The sequence below is a fragment of the Variovorax sp. V15 genome (assembly GCF_041154425.1).
In the GTDB taxonomy this organism is placed as follows: domain Bacteria; phylum Pseudomonadota; class Gammaproteobacteria; order Burkholderiales; family Burkholderiaceae_C; genus Variovorax; species Variovorax guangxiensis.
In genome coordinates this window covers 6,169,064-6,184,055 of the sequence record NZ_AP028659.1, presented here as the reverse complement: position 1 = coordinate 6,184,055, position 14,992 = coordinate 6,169,064, and the positions used below count along the sequence as shown (strand labels likewise).

Genomic DNA, 14,992 nt, shown 5'->3' with positions numbered 1-14,992 from the left:
GGGCGAGTCTAGTCCGGCGCGATAATCCCGCGTTCCCGGCCGCTTCCGAGCCGGGCTCTTGCCGAACCGCCATGAATCCCAGCTACAAACCCAGCGACGTCGAGTCCGCTGCCCAGGCGCAATGGAGCGCCGCCGATGCCTACCGCGTCACCGAGGACGCGAGCCGCAAGAAGTACTACGCCTGCTCGATGCTGCCGTACCCCAGCGGCAAGCTGCACATGGGCCACGTGCGCAACTACACGATCAACGACATGCTCACGCGCTACCTGCGCATGAGCGGCTACAACGTGCTGATGCCCATGGGCTGGGACGCCTTCGGCCTGCCGGCCGAGAACGCCGCGCTGAAGAACGGCGTGCCGCCGGCCAAGTGGACCTACGAGAACATCGCCTACATGAAGGGCCAGCTCCAGGCCATGGGCCTGGCCATCGACTGGAGCCGCGAGATCGCCACCTGCGACCCCAGCTACTACAAGTGGAACCAGTGGCTGTTCCTGAAGATGCTCGAGAAGGGCATCGCCTACCGCAAGACCCAGGTGGTCAACTGGGACCCGGTCGACCAGACCGTGCTGGCCAACGAGCAGGTGATCGACGGCAAGGGCTGGCGCACCGGCGCCACGGTCGAGCGCCGCGAGATCCCTGGCTACTACCTGAAGATCAGCGACTACGCCGAGGAACTGCTCGAGCACACCCAGCACAAGCTGCCGGGCTGGCCCGAGCGCGTCAAGCTGATGCAGGAGAACTGGATCGGCAAGAGCGAGGGCGTGCGCTTCGCCTTCACGCACGACATCAAGGGCGCCGACGGCAAGCTGATCCAGGACGGCCGCATGTACGTGTTCACCACGCGTGCCGACACCATCATGGGCGTGACCTTCTGCGCCGTGGCGCCCGAGCACCCGCTGGCCGCGCACGCCGCCACGCTCGACCCCAAGGTCGCGGCCTTCATCGAGGAGTGCAAGAGCGGCGGCACCACCGAGGCCGAGCTGGCCACGCAGGAGAAGAAGGGCGTGCCCACCGGCCTCACGGTGATGCACCCGATCACCGAGGAGCAGGTGCCGGTGTGGGTCGGCAACTACGTGCTGATGAGTTACGGCGACGGCGCCGTGATGGGCGTGCCCGCGCACGACGAGCGCGACTTCGCCTTCGCCAACAAGTACGGCATCGAGATCATCCAGGTGGTGCTGGTCGACGACGAGCCGCACTTCGACTATCACAAGTGGCAGGACTGGTACGCCGACAAGCAGCGTGGCGTGACCATCAACTCCGACAACTTCAGCGGCATGACCTACAAGGAGGCCGTTGCAGCCGTGGCGCATGCGCTGGGCCAGAAGGGCCTGGGCGAGATGCAGACCACCTGGCGCCTGCGCGACTGGGGCGTGAGCCGCCAGCGCTACTGGGGCACGCCGATCCCGATCATCCATTGCGAAGAGCACGGCGCGGTGCCCGTCCCGGAGAAGGACCTGCCGGTGGTGCTGCCCACCGACTGCGTGCCCGACGGCTCGGGCAACCCGCTGCACAAGCACGAGGGCTTCCACGCCGGCGTGGTGTGCCCCGTGTGCGGCAAGCCCGCGCGGCGCGAGACCGACACGATGGACACCTTCGTCGACTCGTCGTGGTACTTCATGCGCTACTGCGACCCGAAGAACGACGAGGCGATGGTGGCCGAGGGCGCCGACTACTGGATGCCGATGGACCAGTACATCGGCGGCATCGAGCACGCCATCCTGCACCTGCTGTACGCGCGCTTCTGGACCAAGGTGATGCGCGACCTCGGCCTGCTGAAGGCCGACGAGCCCTTCAGCAAGCTGCTGACGCAGGGGATGGTGCTCAATCACATCTTCTACTCGCGCAACGAGAAGGGCGGCAAGGACTACTTCCCGCCCTCCGAAGTCACGCCCGTGCTCGACGCCCAGGGCCGCATCGTCGGCGGCACCGCGGCCGACGGCACGAAGGTGGAATACGGCGGCGTCGGCAAGATGGGCAAGAGCGAGCGCAACGGCGTCGACCCGCAGGACCTCATCGAGAAATACGGTGCCGACACCGCGCGCCTGTACACCATGTTCACCGCGCCGCCCGAGGCCACGCTCGAGTGGAACGACGCGGCCGTCGAAGGCAGCTTCCGCTTCCTGCGCCGCGTGTGGAACTTCGGGGCGGCGCTGGCGGAAATGCCCGTTTCGCTGGGCGGCCCGCCGGTGTATGGCAAGAGCGCGCAGGCGCTGCGCCGCGAAGTGCATACCGTGTTGCGCCAGGTCGACTACGACTATCAGCGCATGCAATACAACACGGTGGTGTCGGGTGCGATGAAGCTGCTCAACGCGCTGGAAGGCTTCAAGTCCGAAGGAACGCCGGGCGACCTGGCCGCGCTGCGCGAGGGCTTCGGCATCCTGCTGCGCTGCCTCTACCCGGCCACGCCGCACATCGCCCAGCAGCTGTGGAGCGAGCTCGGCTACGACAAGGACCTGGGCGGCCTGCTCGACGCGCCCTGGCCCGTGGTCGACGTGGGCGCGCTGGTGCAGGACGAGATCGAGCTCATGCTGCAGGTCAACGGCAAGCTGCGCGGCAAGCTCAGCGTGCCGGCAGGCGCCTCGAAGGACGAGATCGAGAAGCTCGCGCTGGCCTGCGACGACTTCGTGGCCTTCGCCGAGGGGGCGTCCGCCAAGCGCGTGATCGTGGTTCCGGGCCGCCTGGTCAACGTGGTCATCTGAAACGCCGCACGAACGGCTCAATCAACCAAGCAAGCATGAACACTCGCAATGTCTCGCTGCCGCGCCGCGGCCTCCTCCTCGGGCTGGCGGCCGGCGCCTCGCTGGGCCTGGCCGGCTGCGGCTTCAAGCTGCGCGAGGCGCCCGTCTTCGCGTTCAAGTCGCTGTCGGTGTCGGGCAACTCGGCCATGATCAACCAGATCCGGCGCGAGCTGCGGGCTACTGGCACCGTGACGGTGATGTCGGCCGAGGACGCATCCAAGGCCGACGTCGTGCTCGAGATCCTGGGCGAGGACCGCAACCGCATCGTGATCTCGACCAATTCGGCGGGCCTCGTGCGCGAGCTGCAGCTTCAGCTGAAGGTGCGCTTCAAGCTGCGCACCCCGGGCGGCAAGGACCTGCTGCCGCCCACCGACGTCTCGCAGACGCGCGACCTGAGCTTCAACGAGACCAACGCGCTGGCCAAGGAAGGCGAGGCCGACCTGCTGTTCCGCGACATGCAGTCGGACATCGCGCAGCAGCTGATGCGGCGGCTGGCTGCGCTCAAGGAAATCTGAGCCCGGCTTTTCCGATTCCATGCAACTTGCCAGCGCCCAGCTCGGGGCCCATCTGCAGAAGGGCCTGAAGCCGCTCTACACGATCCACGGCGACGAGCCGCTGCTCGCGCAGGAGGCGGCCGACGCCATTCGCTCGGCGGCGCGCGCGCAGGGCTACACCGAGCGCAGCTCCTACACCGTGGCCGGCGCGCACTTCGACTGGAGCGCGGTGCTCGCGGCCGGGGGCTCGCTGTCGCTCTTCGCGGACAAGCAGATCGTCGAGATCCGCATTCCCTCTGGCAAGCCCGGCAAGGACGGCAGCGCAGCCCTGCAGCAGCTGGCGGAGGCGGCGCCGGGCAACGACAGCACGCTCACGCTGGTGATGCTGCCGCGGCTGGACAAGGCCACGCGCACCGGCGCCTGGTTCTCGGCGCTGGAGAACAACGGCGCGAGCATCCAGGTCGACCCCATCGAGCGCAACGCGCTGCCGCAGTGGATCGCACAACGCCTGGGCCAGCAGGGCCAGCGCGTGATGCCCGGCGACGAGGGCCAGCGCACGCTGCAGTTCTTCGCCGACCGCGTGGAGGGCAACCTGCTGGCCGCGCACCAGGAGATCCAGAAGCTCGCGCTGCTGCATCCGGCCGGCGAGCTGAGCTGGGAGCAGGTGGAAGGCGCGGTCAACAACGTGGCGCGCTACGACGTCTTCAAGCTCTCCGAGGCCGTGCTGGCGGGCAATCCGCAGCGCGTGGCGCGCATGCTCGACGGCCTGCAGGCCGAGGGCGAGGCCGAAGTGCTGGTGCACTACGCCATCGCCGAAGACATCCGCGCGCTCAAGCGCGTGAAGGACGCCATGGCCGCCGGCCGCCCGCTGCCGATGGCGCTGCGTGAGAACCGCATCTGGGGCCCGCGCGAGCGTGCCTTCGAGCGCGTGCTGCCGCGCCTGGACGATCGCATGCTGGCGCGCCTGCTGCGCGCCGCGCACGTGGTGGACGGCATCGTGAAGGGGCTGAAGCAGCCCGACTGGCCCGCCAGCGGCTGGCGGGCCCTGCAGCGGCTGGCGCTGATGCTGTGCCGCGCCTGCGGCAGCGCGGGCGGCACGCCGCGGCGCGCCTGAAGGCTTTCCGGTCGAAGCGGGCTGGCGGCTTCAGCCGCCAAAAGGCCTGCGCCAGCCGGGCGGCGGGTCGGCGTGGGAAAATAGCTCGATGAACGCGTTCAACGTAAGCGAACACATGCAGACCCTGGGTCTGCAAGCCAAGACCGCCGCATTCCTCATGGCCCGTGCCGATGCGGCCAGCAAGAACAAGGCGCTGAAGGCGCTGGCCCGCCGCCTGCGCGAAGCCGGCCCGGCGCTCGCCGAGGCCAACCAGAAGGACCTGGAGCGCGCCACCGCCGCCGGCCTGCCAGCGCCGATGGTCGACCGCCTGAAGCTCACGCCCAAGGTCATCGAGACCGTCGCCCAGGGCTGCGAGCAGCTCGCCGGGATGGCCGACGTGATCGGCGAGATCATCGGCATGAAGCAGCAGCCCAGCGGCATCCGCGTGGGTCAGATGCGCGTGCCGATCGGCGTCTTCGGCATGATCTACGAGAGCCGGCCCAACGTGACCATCGAGGCCGCGAGCCTGGCGATCAAGAGCGGCAACGCCGCCATCCTGCGCGGCGGCTCGGAGGCCATCGAGTCGAACAAGGCGCTGGCGCTGCTGGTGTCCGAGGCGCTCGGCGAGGCCGGCCTGCCGGTCGAGGCGGTGCAGCTGGTGCAGACCACCGACCGCGAGGCCGTCGGCCAGTTGATCGCCATGCCGGAATTCGTCGACGTGATCATTCCGCGCGGCGGCAAGGGCCTGATCGAGCGCATCAGCCGCGACGCCAAGGTGCCGGTCATTAAGCACCTGGACGGCAACTGCCACGTCTACGTGGACGACACCGCCGAGTTCGAGATGGCACTGCGCATCGTCGACAACGCCAAGACCCAGAAGTACAGCCCCTGCAACGCCGCCGAAGGCCTGCTGGTGTCGGCCGCGGTGGCCGAGGACTTCCTGCCCGAGATCGCCGCCATCTTCGCGGCCAAGGGCGTGGAAATGCGCTGCGACCCGGCGGCCGCTGCCATCCTGCGCGAGAGCGAGGCGCTGGGCGCGGTGAACCCGCCGGCGAAGATCGTCGACGCGGTGGAGTCCGACTGGTACGAGGAGTACCTCGCCGCGGTCATCAGCATCAGGGTGGTGGCCGGCGTGGACGAGGCCATCGCGCACATCAACCGCTACTCGAGCCACCACACCGACGCCATCGTCACGCGCGACCACGTGCATGCACAGCGCTTCCTGCGCGAGGTCGATTCGGCCAGCGTGATGGTCAATGCGAGCACACGCTTCGCGGACGGCTTCGAGTTCGGGCTGGGTGCCGAAATCGGCATCAGCACCGACAAGTTCCATGCGCGCGGCCCGGTGGGCATCGAAGGACTGACCTCGCTCAAGTACGTGGTGCTGGGGCAAGGCGAAGTCCGGACCTGATGAGCCGCACGGGAGCGGTCGATCCGATGCGTTCGCGCGCGGTCTTGTCATTGGGGCGACCAGCCCCAAATCCTACAATTCCACTCCACCTTTAAGCACAAAACCAACAAGGCCGCTGCATGGTTCCGCATCTAGTCACCGCCCTGACCGGCCCGATCAACGAACTGGAGCAGCGGGTGCTCGACTCGATGCCCGCCATCGAGCGCTGGTTCCGGCTCGAGTGGATGGAGCACACGCCGCCGTTCTACAGCGCCGTCGACATCCGCAACGCGGGCTTCAAGCTGGCGCCGGTCGACACCAACCTCTTTCCGGGCGGCTGGAACAACCTCACCAAGGAAATGCTGCCGCTGGCGGTGCAGGCCGCGCAGGCGGCCATCGAGAAGATCTGTCCGGAGGCGCGCAACCTGCTCGTCATTCCGGAAAACCACTCCAAGAACACCTTTTATCTCGCCAACGTCGCGCAACTCGTGCGCATCTTCCACATGGCGGGGCTCAACGTGCGCATCGGGTCGATCGATCCGGCGATCAAGTCGCCCAAGAAGATCGAACTGCCCAATGGCGAGACCGTGACGCTGGAGCCGGTGGTGCGCACCAAGCGACGTCTGGGGCTCAAGAACTTCGATCCGTGCACAATTCTCCTTAACAACGAGCTTTCTGCGGGAACTCCCGGCATCCTCGAAGATTTGCACGAGCAGTACCTGTTGCCACCGCTGCATGCGGGCTGGTCGGTACGCCGCAAGAGCAACCACCTGCACAGCTACGAGGAGCTGTCCAAGCGCTTCGGCAAGCTGCTGGGCATCGACCCGTGGCTCATCAACCCGATCTATGCGCGCGCCGAGGGCGTCGACGTGGCCGAGGGCCGCGGCATCGACGTGCTCACCAGCCATGTGGATGCGGTGCTGACCAAGGTGCGCCGCAAGTACAAGGAATACGGCATCAACGAGAAGCCCTTCGTGGTCGTCAAGGGCGGCCACAGCGGAAGCGGCAGCCCCGGCGTGGTGACGGTTCGTGACGCCAAGGACGTGGAGTCGCTGATCGGCAAGCCGCGCGGCGGCGCCAGCGCCAGCGTTCCGGCGGCATCCGCGAGGAACGCCGCCGGCCGCGACCTGCGCGAGCCGACGGAACTGATCGTCCAGGAAGGCGTGCTCACCAACGAGCGCGTGCACAACGGCGTGGCCGAACCGGTGGTCTACATGATGGACCGCTACGTGGTCGGCGGCTTCTACCGGGTGCACGCCGAGCGCGCCGCCGACGAGAACCTGAAGCTGCCGGGCGCGAGCTTCGTGCCGCTGGCCTTCTCTGAAAGTGCGCACTTGCCACAGCCGGGCGCCAAGCCTGGCGCCAGCGCGCCGAACCGCTTCTACATGTACGGCGTGGTCGGCCGGCTGGCCATGGTGGCCGCCAGCTACGAGATGGAAGCGACCGATCCGGATGCCGAAATCTACGAGTGATTGGCCGGGGGCTCCCCGCCTCGGCTTGCACCGAGCGCAGGCGGCGGCAAAATAGCGGCCCCACAGCAACGGAAACAAAAGGGCGGGAGGGCGATCCGGGTGAACTAAAGTTCGCCGTTCGCGCCCGGCGTGCCTGACGCGTCGATTCCAGCAGCCTGCCCTTTTCCCATCGACTTCGTGTCAGCCCCCAAAAATCTCTCAGCCGGCCTGATCGTCGGCGCCATCGGCGTCGTCTATGGCGACATCGGCACCAGCGTGCTGTACGCCGTCAAGGAAGTGTTCGGCCACGGCCACGTGCCTTTCACCGTCGAGAACGTCTACGGCATCCTGTCGATGTTCTTCTGGACGCTCACCGTCATCGTCTCCATCAAGTACGTCGTGCTCGTGCTGCGGGCCGACAACGAAGGCGAGGGCGGCCTGGTCGCCATGCTGGCGCTGGCCTCCCGAGCGGTGGCCGACAAGCCCAGGCTGCGCCACCTGCTGCTGGTGGTAGGCATCTTCGGCACCTCGCTCTTCTATGGCGACGGGGTCATCACCCCGGCCATCTCGGTGCTCTCGGCGGTCGAGGGCCTGGAGGTGGTGTCGCCGCACTTCACGCACTACGTCATTCCGCTCACGCTGGTCGTGCTGTTCTGCCTGTTCGTGGTGCAGAAGCGCGGCACCGCCGGCATCGGCAAGTTCTTCGGGCCGGTGACGCTGACCTGGTTCATCGCGATCGCGGTGCTCGGGGTGTCGCAGATCCTGCACCACCCCGAGATCCTGAAGGCGCTGAACCCGTTCTACGCGCTGAAGTTCATGTGGGACAACCCCGGCACCAGCTTCATCCTGCTGGGCGCGACCGTGCTGTGCGTGACCGGCGCCGAGGCGCTGTACGCCGACCTCGGCCACTTCGGCAAGAGCCCGATCCGCATCGCGTGGTTCTCGGTGGTGATGCCCGCCCTCACGCTCAACTACTTCGGCCAGGGCGCGCTGCTGCTGGAGAACCCCGAGGCGGTGAAGAACCCGTTCTTCATGATGGCGCCCGAGTGGGCGCTCATTCCGCTGGTGCTGCTTGCTACCGCAGCCACGGTGATCGCATCGCAGGCCCTCATCACCGGCGCCTTCAGCGTGACGCGCCAGGTGATCCAGCTGGGCTACCTGCCGCGCCTGAACATCGAACACACCAGCGTGCGCACGGCGGGCCAGATCTACATTCCGCTGGTCAACTGGGGCCTGTTCGTGGCCATCGTGCTGGCGGTGGTCATGTTCCGCTCGTCGAGCAGCCTGGCCGCGGCCTACGGCATCGCCGTGACCACCGACATGCTGATCACCACGGTGCTCACTTTCTTCGTGATCCGCTATGCGTGGAAGCTTCCCCTGGCGCTGTGCATCGCCTCCACCGCGGTCTTCTTCGTGGTCGACTTCCTGTTCTTCGCGTCGAACCTGCTCAAGCTCTTCGAGGGCGGCTGGTTCCCGCTCTTGATCGGCGGCTTCGTCTTCACGCTGATGATCACCTGGAAGGAAGGCCGCCGCCTGATGGGCGAGGCGCAGCACGCCGACGCCATCGACCTGAAGTCCTTCCTCGATTCCGTGTTCGTGAGCCCGCCCGCGCGCGTCGACGGCACGGCGGTGTTCCTCACGGCCGAGCCGGGCGTGGTGCCCAACGCGCTGCTGCACAACCTGAAGCACAACAAGGTGCTGCACGAGCAGAACATGTTCGTCACCGTGCGCAACCACGAGGTGCCGTGGATCCCGATGGACAAGCGCATCGAGATCGAACCGCTGGGCCACCACTGCTGGCAGATCATCGTCCACTACGGTTTCAAGAACGACATCGACCTGCCGCGCGCGCTCGAGAATGCGCGCATGCGCGGCTGCCAGCTGGAGCAGATGACCACCAGCTACTTCCTGTCGCGCGACGTCGTCATTCCCACGCTGGGCAGCGGCATGGCGCCGTGGCGCGAGAAGCTGTTCGCGCAGATGCACCACAACGCCAGCGGCGCGGCGGCCTTCCTGGGGCTGCCGAACAATGCGGTGGTGGAGCTGGGGTCGAAGATCGAGATCTGAAGCCGCGCTCGGCTCAGTCGAATTCCCCCGGCCGCTCCTTCTCGAGCCCGGCCACGTGCGAGGCGATCGCACCCGGCGTGGTGAACCAGACATCGCCCCGGTCGCGCGCCTGCGCCAGCCGCGCCAGCGCCGTGCGCAGGTGCCTCAGCCGGTAGGGCTGCCCCACGATGTAGGGGTGCAGCGCCACGCCCATCACCAGCGGCTGCGCGCGCGACTGATCGAGCATTTCCTCGAAGTTGTCGACCACCATCGCGCTGAAATCCTTCGCGTCCATCAGGCGGCCGACGATCATCGGGATGTCGTTGAGCTCCTGCGGATACGGCACCGACCACAGCGATCCGCCGCCGCGCGTGCGCATGCGCAGCGGCTGGTCGTCGTGGCACCAGTTGAGCGTGTAGCCGTAGCCGGTCTCGGCCAGCAGGTCGGGCGTGAGGGCGCTTTCGGAGATCCACGGCGAGAGCCAGCCCGCGGGCGCCTGCCCGCTTTCGCGCAGCATGCGCTCGCGGCAGCGCAGCAGCAGGGTGCGCTCGTGTTCCTCGTCGAGCACGCCCTGGCGTTCGGCGTTGCTGTGGCCGTGGCCGATGAGCTCGTCGCCGCGCGCCACCAGGGCCTGGACCAGCTCCGGGCAGTGGTCATACAGCGCGGTGTTGACGAGCGCCCCGGTCGGCAGCGCGAGCGAATCGAACAGTTCGAGACAACGCCAAGCACCCACGCGGTTGCCATACTCGCGCCAGCCGTGGTTGAGCACGTCCGGCTGAGGCGAGGCCGGGCCGATGCATGCGCCCAGTCCGTCGCCGAAGGCGAAATGCTCGACGTTGAAGCCGATGTACACCGCCAGCCGTGCGCCGTTCGGCCACGCGTAATCGGGCCGCCGCGTTATCGGCCGGTAGTCGAAGCGGTCGTGCGTGGGGAGCCGGTCGGGCCAGCGCGTCGTCATGCCGCCGGCCTCACAGCACGGCGAGCCCGGCGCGCACCAGCAGCCATTCGGCGCTGTCGTTCCAGACGTCCATCTGCACGATCAGGCCGTGGCGCACCACGTAGCGGTCGACGTACCGGTTGCCTTCGAAGGCCGTGCCGTCGGGCCACGCACCGTAAAGCGTGCCGAGGCTGTAGACCACCGTTTCCTCGGGCGTGCCGCCGGCCACCGTTTCGGTGCGCTCGATCTTCTTCTTGACCCAGGCGTAGCGCCGGGCGTTGAAGGCCGAGGTGTCGGCCGGCGCATGCATCGGGCGGTTGCCGGTGAAGCGGATGCGGATGTCGGGCGCGGTGAAGCGCGAGGCCGACTGCGGGTCCGGAATCATCACCAGGCGAAGGAATTCGTCGACCACGGCGGCGGGATCGAGCGCAGGGCCGCCCTGCGAAATGGATGTGTCCACGAGGTTCTCCGGGAGTTGTCGGAGGTGGAGACACGCAATTCCCGTGCCGGATGGTTGACTTTATGGGAGTCAGATTGTTGACCATCCTGAGCCATTGGGCGCCCGGCACAATCGCCCGGATGCGCGCTGCGCGACAAGGCCGGACGCGGTGGGCCGAAGAGAAAAAAGCCCCCGCCGGCAAGGACATCGCCGCTTCCGGCAACATCGCGCCCCGTACCAACGCAATGCCAACGCCAATGGCCGCCGCGCCCCGGCAACGCAAGAAAGAACGCCTGATGAAAAACATCCTCTTCGTCGCCGATCCGCTCGACCACTTCAAGATCTACAAGGACACGACCTTCTCGATGATGCGCGAGGCGCAGCGCCGCGGCTACCGCATCGCGGCCTGCCTGCCGCAGGACATCCAGTGGAAGTCGGGCGGCGTGGTCACGGCCACGGTGCAGCAGATCACGCTGACCGGCGAGGCGAGGGACTGGTACCGCGTCGACATCTCCGAGGCCAAGGCGCTGAAGGATTTCGACGCCGTGCTCATGCGCAAGGACCCGCCCCGACGCCGAGTACATCTACGCCACGCACCTGCTGGAGCAGGCCGAACGCGAGGGCGCTCAGGTGATCAACAAGCCGCGCGCGCTGCGCGACCACCCCGAGAAGCTCGCGATCATGGAGTTTCCGCAGTTCACCACGCCCACGCTGGTGACGCGCAGTGCGCAGGCGGTGCGCGACTTCCACGCCGAGCACGGCGACATCATCCTCAAGCCGCTCGACGGCATGGGCGGCATGGGCATCTTTCGCGTGAAGCAGGACGCGCTGAACCTCGGCTCCATCGTCGAGACGCTCAACAAGGACGGCGCCGAAACCATCATGGTGCAGCGCTTCGTGCCCGAGATCTCGCAGGGCGACAAGCGCATCCTCATCATCGCGGGCGAGCCGGCGCCCTTCGTGCTGGCGCGCATCCCCCAGGGCACCGAGGTGCGCGGCAACCTGGCAGCGGGCGGCAAGGGCGTGGCCCAGCCGCTCACGCCGCGCAACCGCGAGATCGCCGAGACCGTGGGCCGCGCGCTGGCGCCGCGCGGGCTGCTGCTGATCGGGCTCGACGTGATCGGCGACTCGGTCACCGAGATCAACGTGACCAGCCCGACCTGCTTCCAGGAGATCACCGAGCAGACCGGCTTCGACGTGCCGGCGATGTTCATCGACGCGCTCGAGGCGAACCTGCGCGAGCAGGGCCGCTGAGCGCGCCGCGGCGGTCAATCAGAAGTCGATCGTGCCGCTCACCGCGAAGGTGCGCGGCGCACCCAGCACCAGGTAGTTGCTGCCCTGCGTGCCGCCCACCGAGGCCCAGTACGACTTGTTGAAGAGGTTGTCGATGCGCGCGCGCAGCGTGAGCAGGCGGCCGTTGCCGAGGTCGACCAGGTAGCGCGCGCCTACGTCGAAGCGCGTCCACGACGGCACCGACTGCGTGTTGGCGGCATTGGCGTACTGCTTCGAGGTGTAGAGCAAGCGGGCGTTCAGCGACAGGTTGCGCACGCCGGGCACGTCCCATTCGGCGCCGATGTTGGCCTGCTGCTTCGCCACGCCGATGGCGGTGAGGCCGTCGGTGGCGCCGCCTTGCGTGTTCTTCTGCTTGGCGTCGAGCAGCGTCAGGCCGCCGAGCAGGCGCAGGCCCTTGGCGGGCTGGCCGAACACCGACAGCTCCAGCCCTTGGTTGCGCTGCTTGCCGTAGAGGCCGTAGGTCTGGCCCGAGGAGTAGTACGTGGGCTGGTCGGTGGTGAAGAACGCGGCGCTCGCACCGAGCGTGCCGCCGTCGTACTTGACGCCGATTTCCTTCTGCCTGGCCTGGTACGGCGCGAATATCTCGCCAGCATTGGCGACGGGCAGGCCGTTGACCGTACCCGGTGCCACGTTGCCCTTGACGAGGCCTTCGATGTAGTTGGCGTAGGCCGAGACGGTCGGCGTGATCTTGAACACGACGCCGGCTACCGGCGTGGTCTTGCTCTTGTCGTAGGTGCTCGACTGCTTGAGCGTGGTGTAGGCGTAGCTGGTCTGCTCGATGGTCTGGCGGCGCGCGCCGAGCGTGACGAGCAGGCGGTCGTCCATGAACGGCATGGTGTCGGCAATGGCCACGCTCGAGGTGTCTATCTTGTCGGTCAGGCGCGGGTCTTCCAGCGTGTTGCCGGTGAAGGAATTGGCGACGGGGTAGGGCGACGCGTAGGGTGCGTAGATGTTGTTGCGGATGGTGCCGCGGGAGATCGTGTAGGCGTTGTCGCGGTCGTTGCTGTACTTGGCCGCCGACACCACCACGGTGTGCTTCACCAGGCCGGTCGCGAAGTTGCCGCGCACGCCGATCTCGGCGGTGCCGATGCGGTCCTTGCGGGTGTTGCTGAAGCGGGTGTTGCTGGTGTTGCCGAAGGCGTCGGCGAGCGTGGGGTTCGACAGCACGTTGTCCTCGTCGCTGCGGCGCACCCCGCCGGCGGCCCAGGCCGTGATGTTGTCGGTGATGTCGACCTCGCCGCGGAAGGTGGCGAACTTGTCCTTTTCCTTCGAATAGGTCCAGGGCTGGGCGAAGTTGGTGCGGGCGTCGGGCGCGCGCGGGATCGGCAGCGTCGACGAGGGCGTCAGGCTCGGGCGTCCGTCTTTCAGGTCGTAGTCTTGATAGCCGAAGTCGGCCGACAGACGCACGTTGCGGTTGTGCCAGTCGAGGCCGACGTTGAAGGCGCTGAGCTGCTGGCTCTCGTTCTTCACGCCGGTACCGCCTTCGCGGCGCACCGCGTTCACGCGCACGCCCAGGCTGTCGTCGGGGCCGAAGCGGCGTGCCAGGTCGAGGTTGACGTAGCCCTGTCCGCCTGTCTGCACGCCGAAGCCGACGCGGGTGAGCGGCTCGTTGGGCGCGCGCTTGGGCAGCAGGTTGATCGCACCGCCGATGCCGCTGCCGCCGGGCGCTGCGCCGTTCAGGAAGGTGTTGGCGCCGCGGAAGACTTCCACGCGCTCGAAGAATTCCGAAGCGATGTACTGGCGCGGCAGCATGCCGTACAGGCCGTTGTAGGCGACGTCGTCGGAGTACACGGGGAAGCCGCGCACCACGTACAGCTCCTGGAAGTTGCCGAAGCCGCGAGCCTGGCGCACCGACGGATCGTTGAGCAGCACGTCGGCCACGCTCTTGGCCTGCTGGTCCTGGATCAGCTCGTTGGTGTAGTTGGTGCTGGAAAACGGCGTGCTCATCATGTCCTGGTTGCCCAGGATGCCGACCCGCCCGCCGCGCGACACCTGTCCGCCGGCGTAGGGCTTGGTCAGTCCCTCGGCCGAGGCGTCGGCGCTGGCTTCGACGGTCACGGTGGACAGCGTGCCGCCGCTCGAAACCACCGCAGCCGCCGGCTGCGTTGCGGTGGTCTGGGCCAGAGCTACCGCGGCATTCAGCGCAAGCAGCGTTGCGACCACGGTCGGCCGGAGATGGAAGAAGGAAGCGGGCATGAACGGTTCAATTTGCAAATGAGAACCGTTATTGTTTACTCGTATGCGCCCACCCGTCGATACTTTCTTGCAATGTTGCGAAAAAGTGTCAGTCGAAAGACTGACTCGCCTCAGTTTCCGACGCGCTGCCCGTCCACGAACACCTGCAGCTCGCCCGGCGCGAACTGTGTCCATGTCTCGTTGGTGGTCAGCGGCGAGGTCACGACCACGGCCACGCGGTCGTTGGGCGTGGTGTGCTGTGCGAAGTCGATCTCCAGGTCTTCATCCGACAGCTGCGCCGTCACGAAGGGATGGCGGCGCTCCACGTACCAGAGGTTGGTCGAGGCGTGTGCCCACAGCGCCTGCCCGTTGGACAGCATGAAGTTGAAGGTGCCGTGGCTCGCCAGCTGCGGGGCCAGCTCGCGCAGCGTGAGCGTGAGCTCCTCGATGCTCGGCACGCCCGCGTGCGACTTGGCCAGTTCCTGCATGATCCAGCAGAAGGCGTGCTCGCTGTCGGTGTTGCCCACCGGGTGGAAGTTGCCGTGCAGGCGCGGGCGGAACTCCTTCAGGTCGCCGTTGTGGGCGAACACCCAGTAGCGCCCCCACAGCTCGCGCACGAAGGGGTGGCAGTTCTGCAGGTTGACCTCGCCCTGCGTCGCCTTGCGGATGTGCGCGATGACGTTGCGGCTCTGTATGGGGTAGCGCCGGATCAAATCTGCCACCGGCGATTCGCAGGCCGGCTGGTGGTCGACGAAGTGCCGCAGCCCGCGATCCTCGAAGAATGCGATGCCCCAGCCGTCGGCATGGTGGTCGGTGCGGCCGCCGCGCTGCGCGAACCCCGTGAAGCTGAAGGTCACGTCGGTCGGCGTGTTGCAGTTCATTCCTAGCAATTGGCACATGGCGCTATTAGAGCGCGAGTGCCGGCCGGCCGTG

Annotated in this window: 10 protein-coding genes and 1 pseudogene; 7 read left to right on the top strand and 4 right to left on the bottom strand. The window is 67.3% G+C overall.

From position 1 onward, the window contains the following. Positions 1-71: 71 nt before the first annotated feature. From leuS to ACAM57_RS29260, 6 genes are all read left to right on the top strand, one after another. Positions 72-2,702 carry a leucine--tRNA ligase gene (gene leuS / locus ACAM57_RS29285; protein WP_369659867.1) on the top strand — a complete coding sequence of 877 codons (2,631 nt, stop codon included), beginning with the start codon at positions 72-74 and terminating at the stop codon, positions 2,700-2,702. 35 nt (positions 2,703-2,737) lie between these two features. Continuing rightward, entirely contained in the window at positions 2,738-3,256 is a 519-nt protein-coding gene (gene lptE / locus ACAM57_RS29280; protein WP_369659866.1) for an LPS assembly lipoprotein LptE, read from the top strand. Positions 3,257-3,275: 19 nt separating this feature from the next. Continuing rightward, complete coding sequence (holA, locus tag ACAM57_RS29275; protein WP_369659865.1) at positions 3,276-4,349, top strand: DNA polymerase III subunit delta; 1,074 nt, start codon at positions 3,276-3,278, stop codon at positions 4,347-4,349. Between the two features lie 88 nt (positions 4,350-4,437). Next, the gene (locus ACAM57_RS29270; protein WP_369659864.1) at positions 4,438-5,739 is read left to right on the top strand and encodes a glutamate-5-semialdehyde dehydrogenase; all 1,302 of its coding nucleotides are present in this window, start codon (positions 4,438-4,440) and stop codon (positions 5,737-5,739) included. A 119-nt stretch (positions 5,740-5,858) separates the two neighbouring features. Next, positions 5,859-7,190, top strand: a complete 1,332-nt coding sequence (gshA, locus tag ACAM57_RS29265; protein WP_126022228.1) for a glutamate--cysteine ligase — start codon at positions 5,859-5,861, stop codon at positions 7,188-7,190. A gap of 177 nt (positions 7,191-7,367) precedes the next feature. Beyond that, positions 7,368-9,236, top strand: coding sequence for a potassium transporter Kup (locus ACAM57_RS29260; RefSeq protein ID WP_184640069.1), 1,869 nt, complete (start codon positions 7,368-7,370; stop codon positions 9,234-9,236). Positions 9,237-9,249: 13 nt separating this feature from the next. On the opposite strand, the gene ACAM57_RS29255 is transcribed toward ACAM57_RS29260, so the two are convergent. Both ACAM57_RS29255 and ACAM57_RS29250 read right to left on the bottom strand, forming a co-directional pair. Then, complete coding sequence (locus ACAM57_RS29255; protein ID WP_369659863.1) at positions 9,250-10,173, bottom strand: polysaccharide deacetylase family protein; 924 nt, start codon at positions 10,171-10,173, stop codon at positions 9,250-9,252. A gap of 10 nt (positions 10,174-10,183) precedes the next feature. After that, positions 10,184-10,612, bottom strand: a complete 429-nt coding sequence (locus ACAM57_RS29250; protein ID WP_176665962.1) for a nuclear transport factor 2 family protein — start codon at positions 10,610-10,612, stop codon at positions 10,184-10,186. Between the two features lie 275 nt (positions 10,613-10,887). Between ACAM57_RS29250 and gshB the strand changes: the two are divergent. Further along, positions 10,888-11,845 (top strand): annotated as a pseudogene (gshB, locus tag ACAM57_RS29245) (glutathione synthase). An 18-nt stretch (positions 11,846-11,863) separates the two neighbouring features. Here gshB and ACAM57_RS29240 read toward each other — a convergent pair. Together ACAM57_RS29240 and ACAM57_RS29235 are read right to left on the bottom strand one after the other, a co-directional pair. Further along, entirely contained in the window at positions 11,864-14,080 is a 2,217-nt protein-coding gene (locus ACAM57_RS29240; protein ID WP_369659862.1) for a TonB-dependent receptor, read from the bottom strand. A 110-nt stretch (positions 14,081-14,190) separates the two neighbouring features. Continuing rightward, on the bottom strand, positions 14,191-14,958 hold the full coding sequence (locus ACAM57_RS29235) for a class II glutamine amidotransferase (RefSeq protein WP_126022222.1): 768 nt from the start codon (positions 14,956-14,958) through the stop codon (positions 14,191-14,193). Between the last annotated feature and the right edge of the window lie 34 nt (positions 14,959-14,992).

Excerpts from the sequence above, each read along its gene's own strand:
- leuS (WP_369659867.1), top strand. The coding sequence starts at position 72 with ATGAATCCCAGCTACAAACCCAGCGACGTCGAGTCCGCTGCCCAGGCG.
- lptE (WP_369659866.1), top strand. The coding sequence starts at position 2,738 with ATGAACACTCGCAATGTCTCGCTGCCGCGCCGCGGCCTCCTCCTCGGG.
- holA (WP_369659865.1), top strand. The coding sequence starts at position 3,276 with ATGCAACTTGCCAGCGCCCAGCTCGGGGCCCATCTGCAGAAGGGCCTG.
- ACAM57_RS29270 (WP_369659864.1), top strand. The coding sequence starts at position 4,438 with ATGAACGCGTTCAACGTAAGCGAACACATGCAGACCCTGGGTCTGCAA.
- gshA (WP_126022228.1), top strand. The coding sequence starts at position 5,859 with ATGGTTCCGCATCTAGTCACCGCCCTGACCGGCCCGATCAACGAACTG.
- ACAM57_RS29255 (WP_369659863.1), bottom strand. The coding sequence starts at position 10,173 with ATGACGACGCGCTGGCCCGACCGGCTCCCCACGCACGACCGCTTCGAC.
- ACAM57_RS29240 (WP_369659862.1), bottom strand. The coding sequence starts at position 14,080 with ATGCCCGCTTCCTTCTTCCATCTCCGGCCGACCGTGGTCGCAACGCTG.
- ACAM57_RS29235 (WP_126022222.1), bottom strand. The coding sequence starts at position 14,958 with ATGTGCCAATTGCTAGGAATGAACTGCAACACGCCGACCGACGTGACC.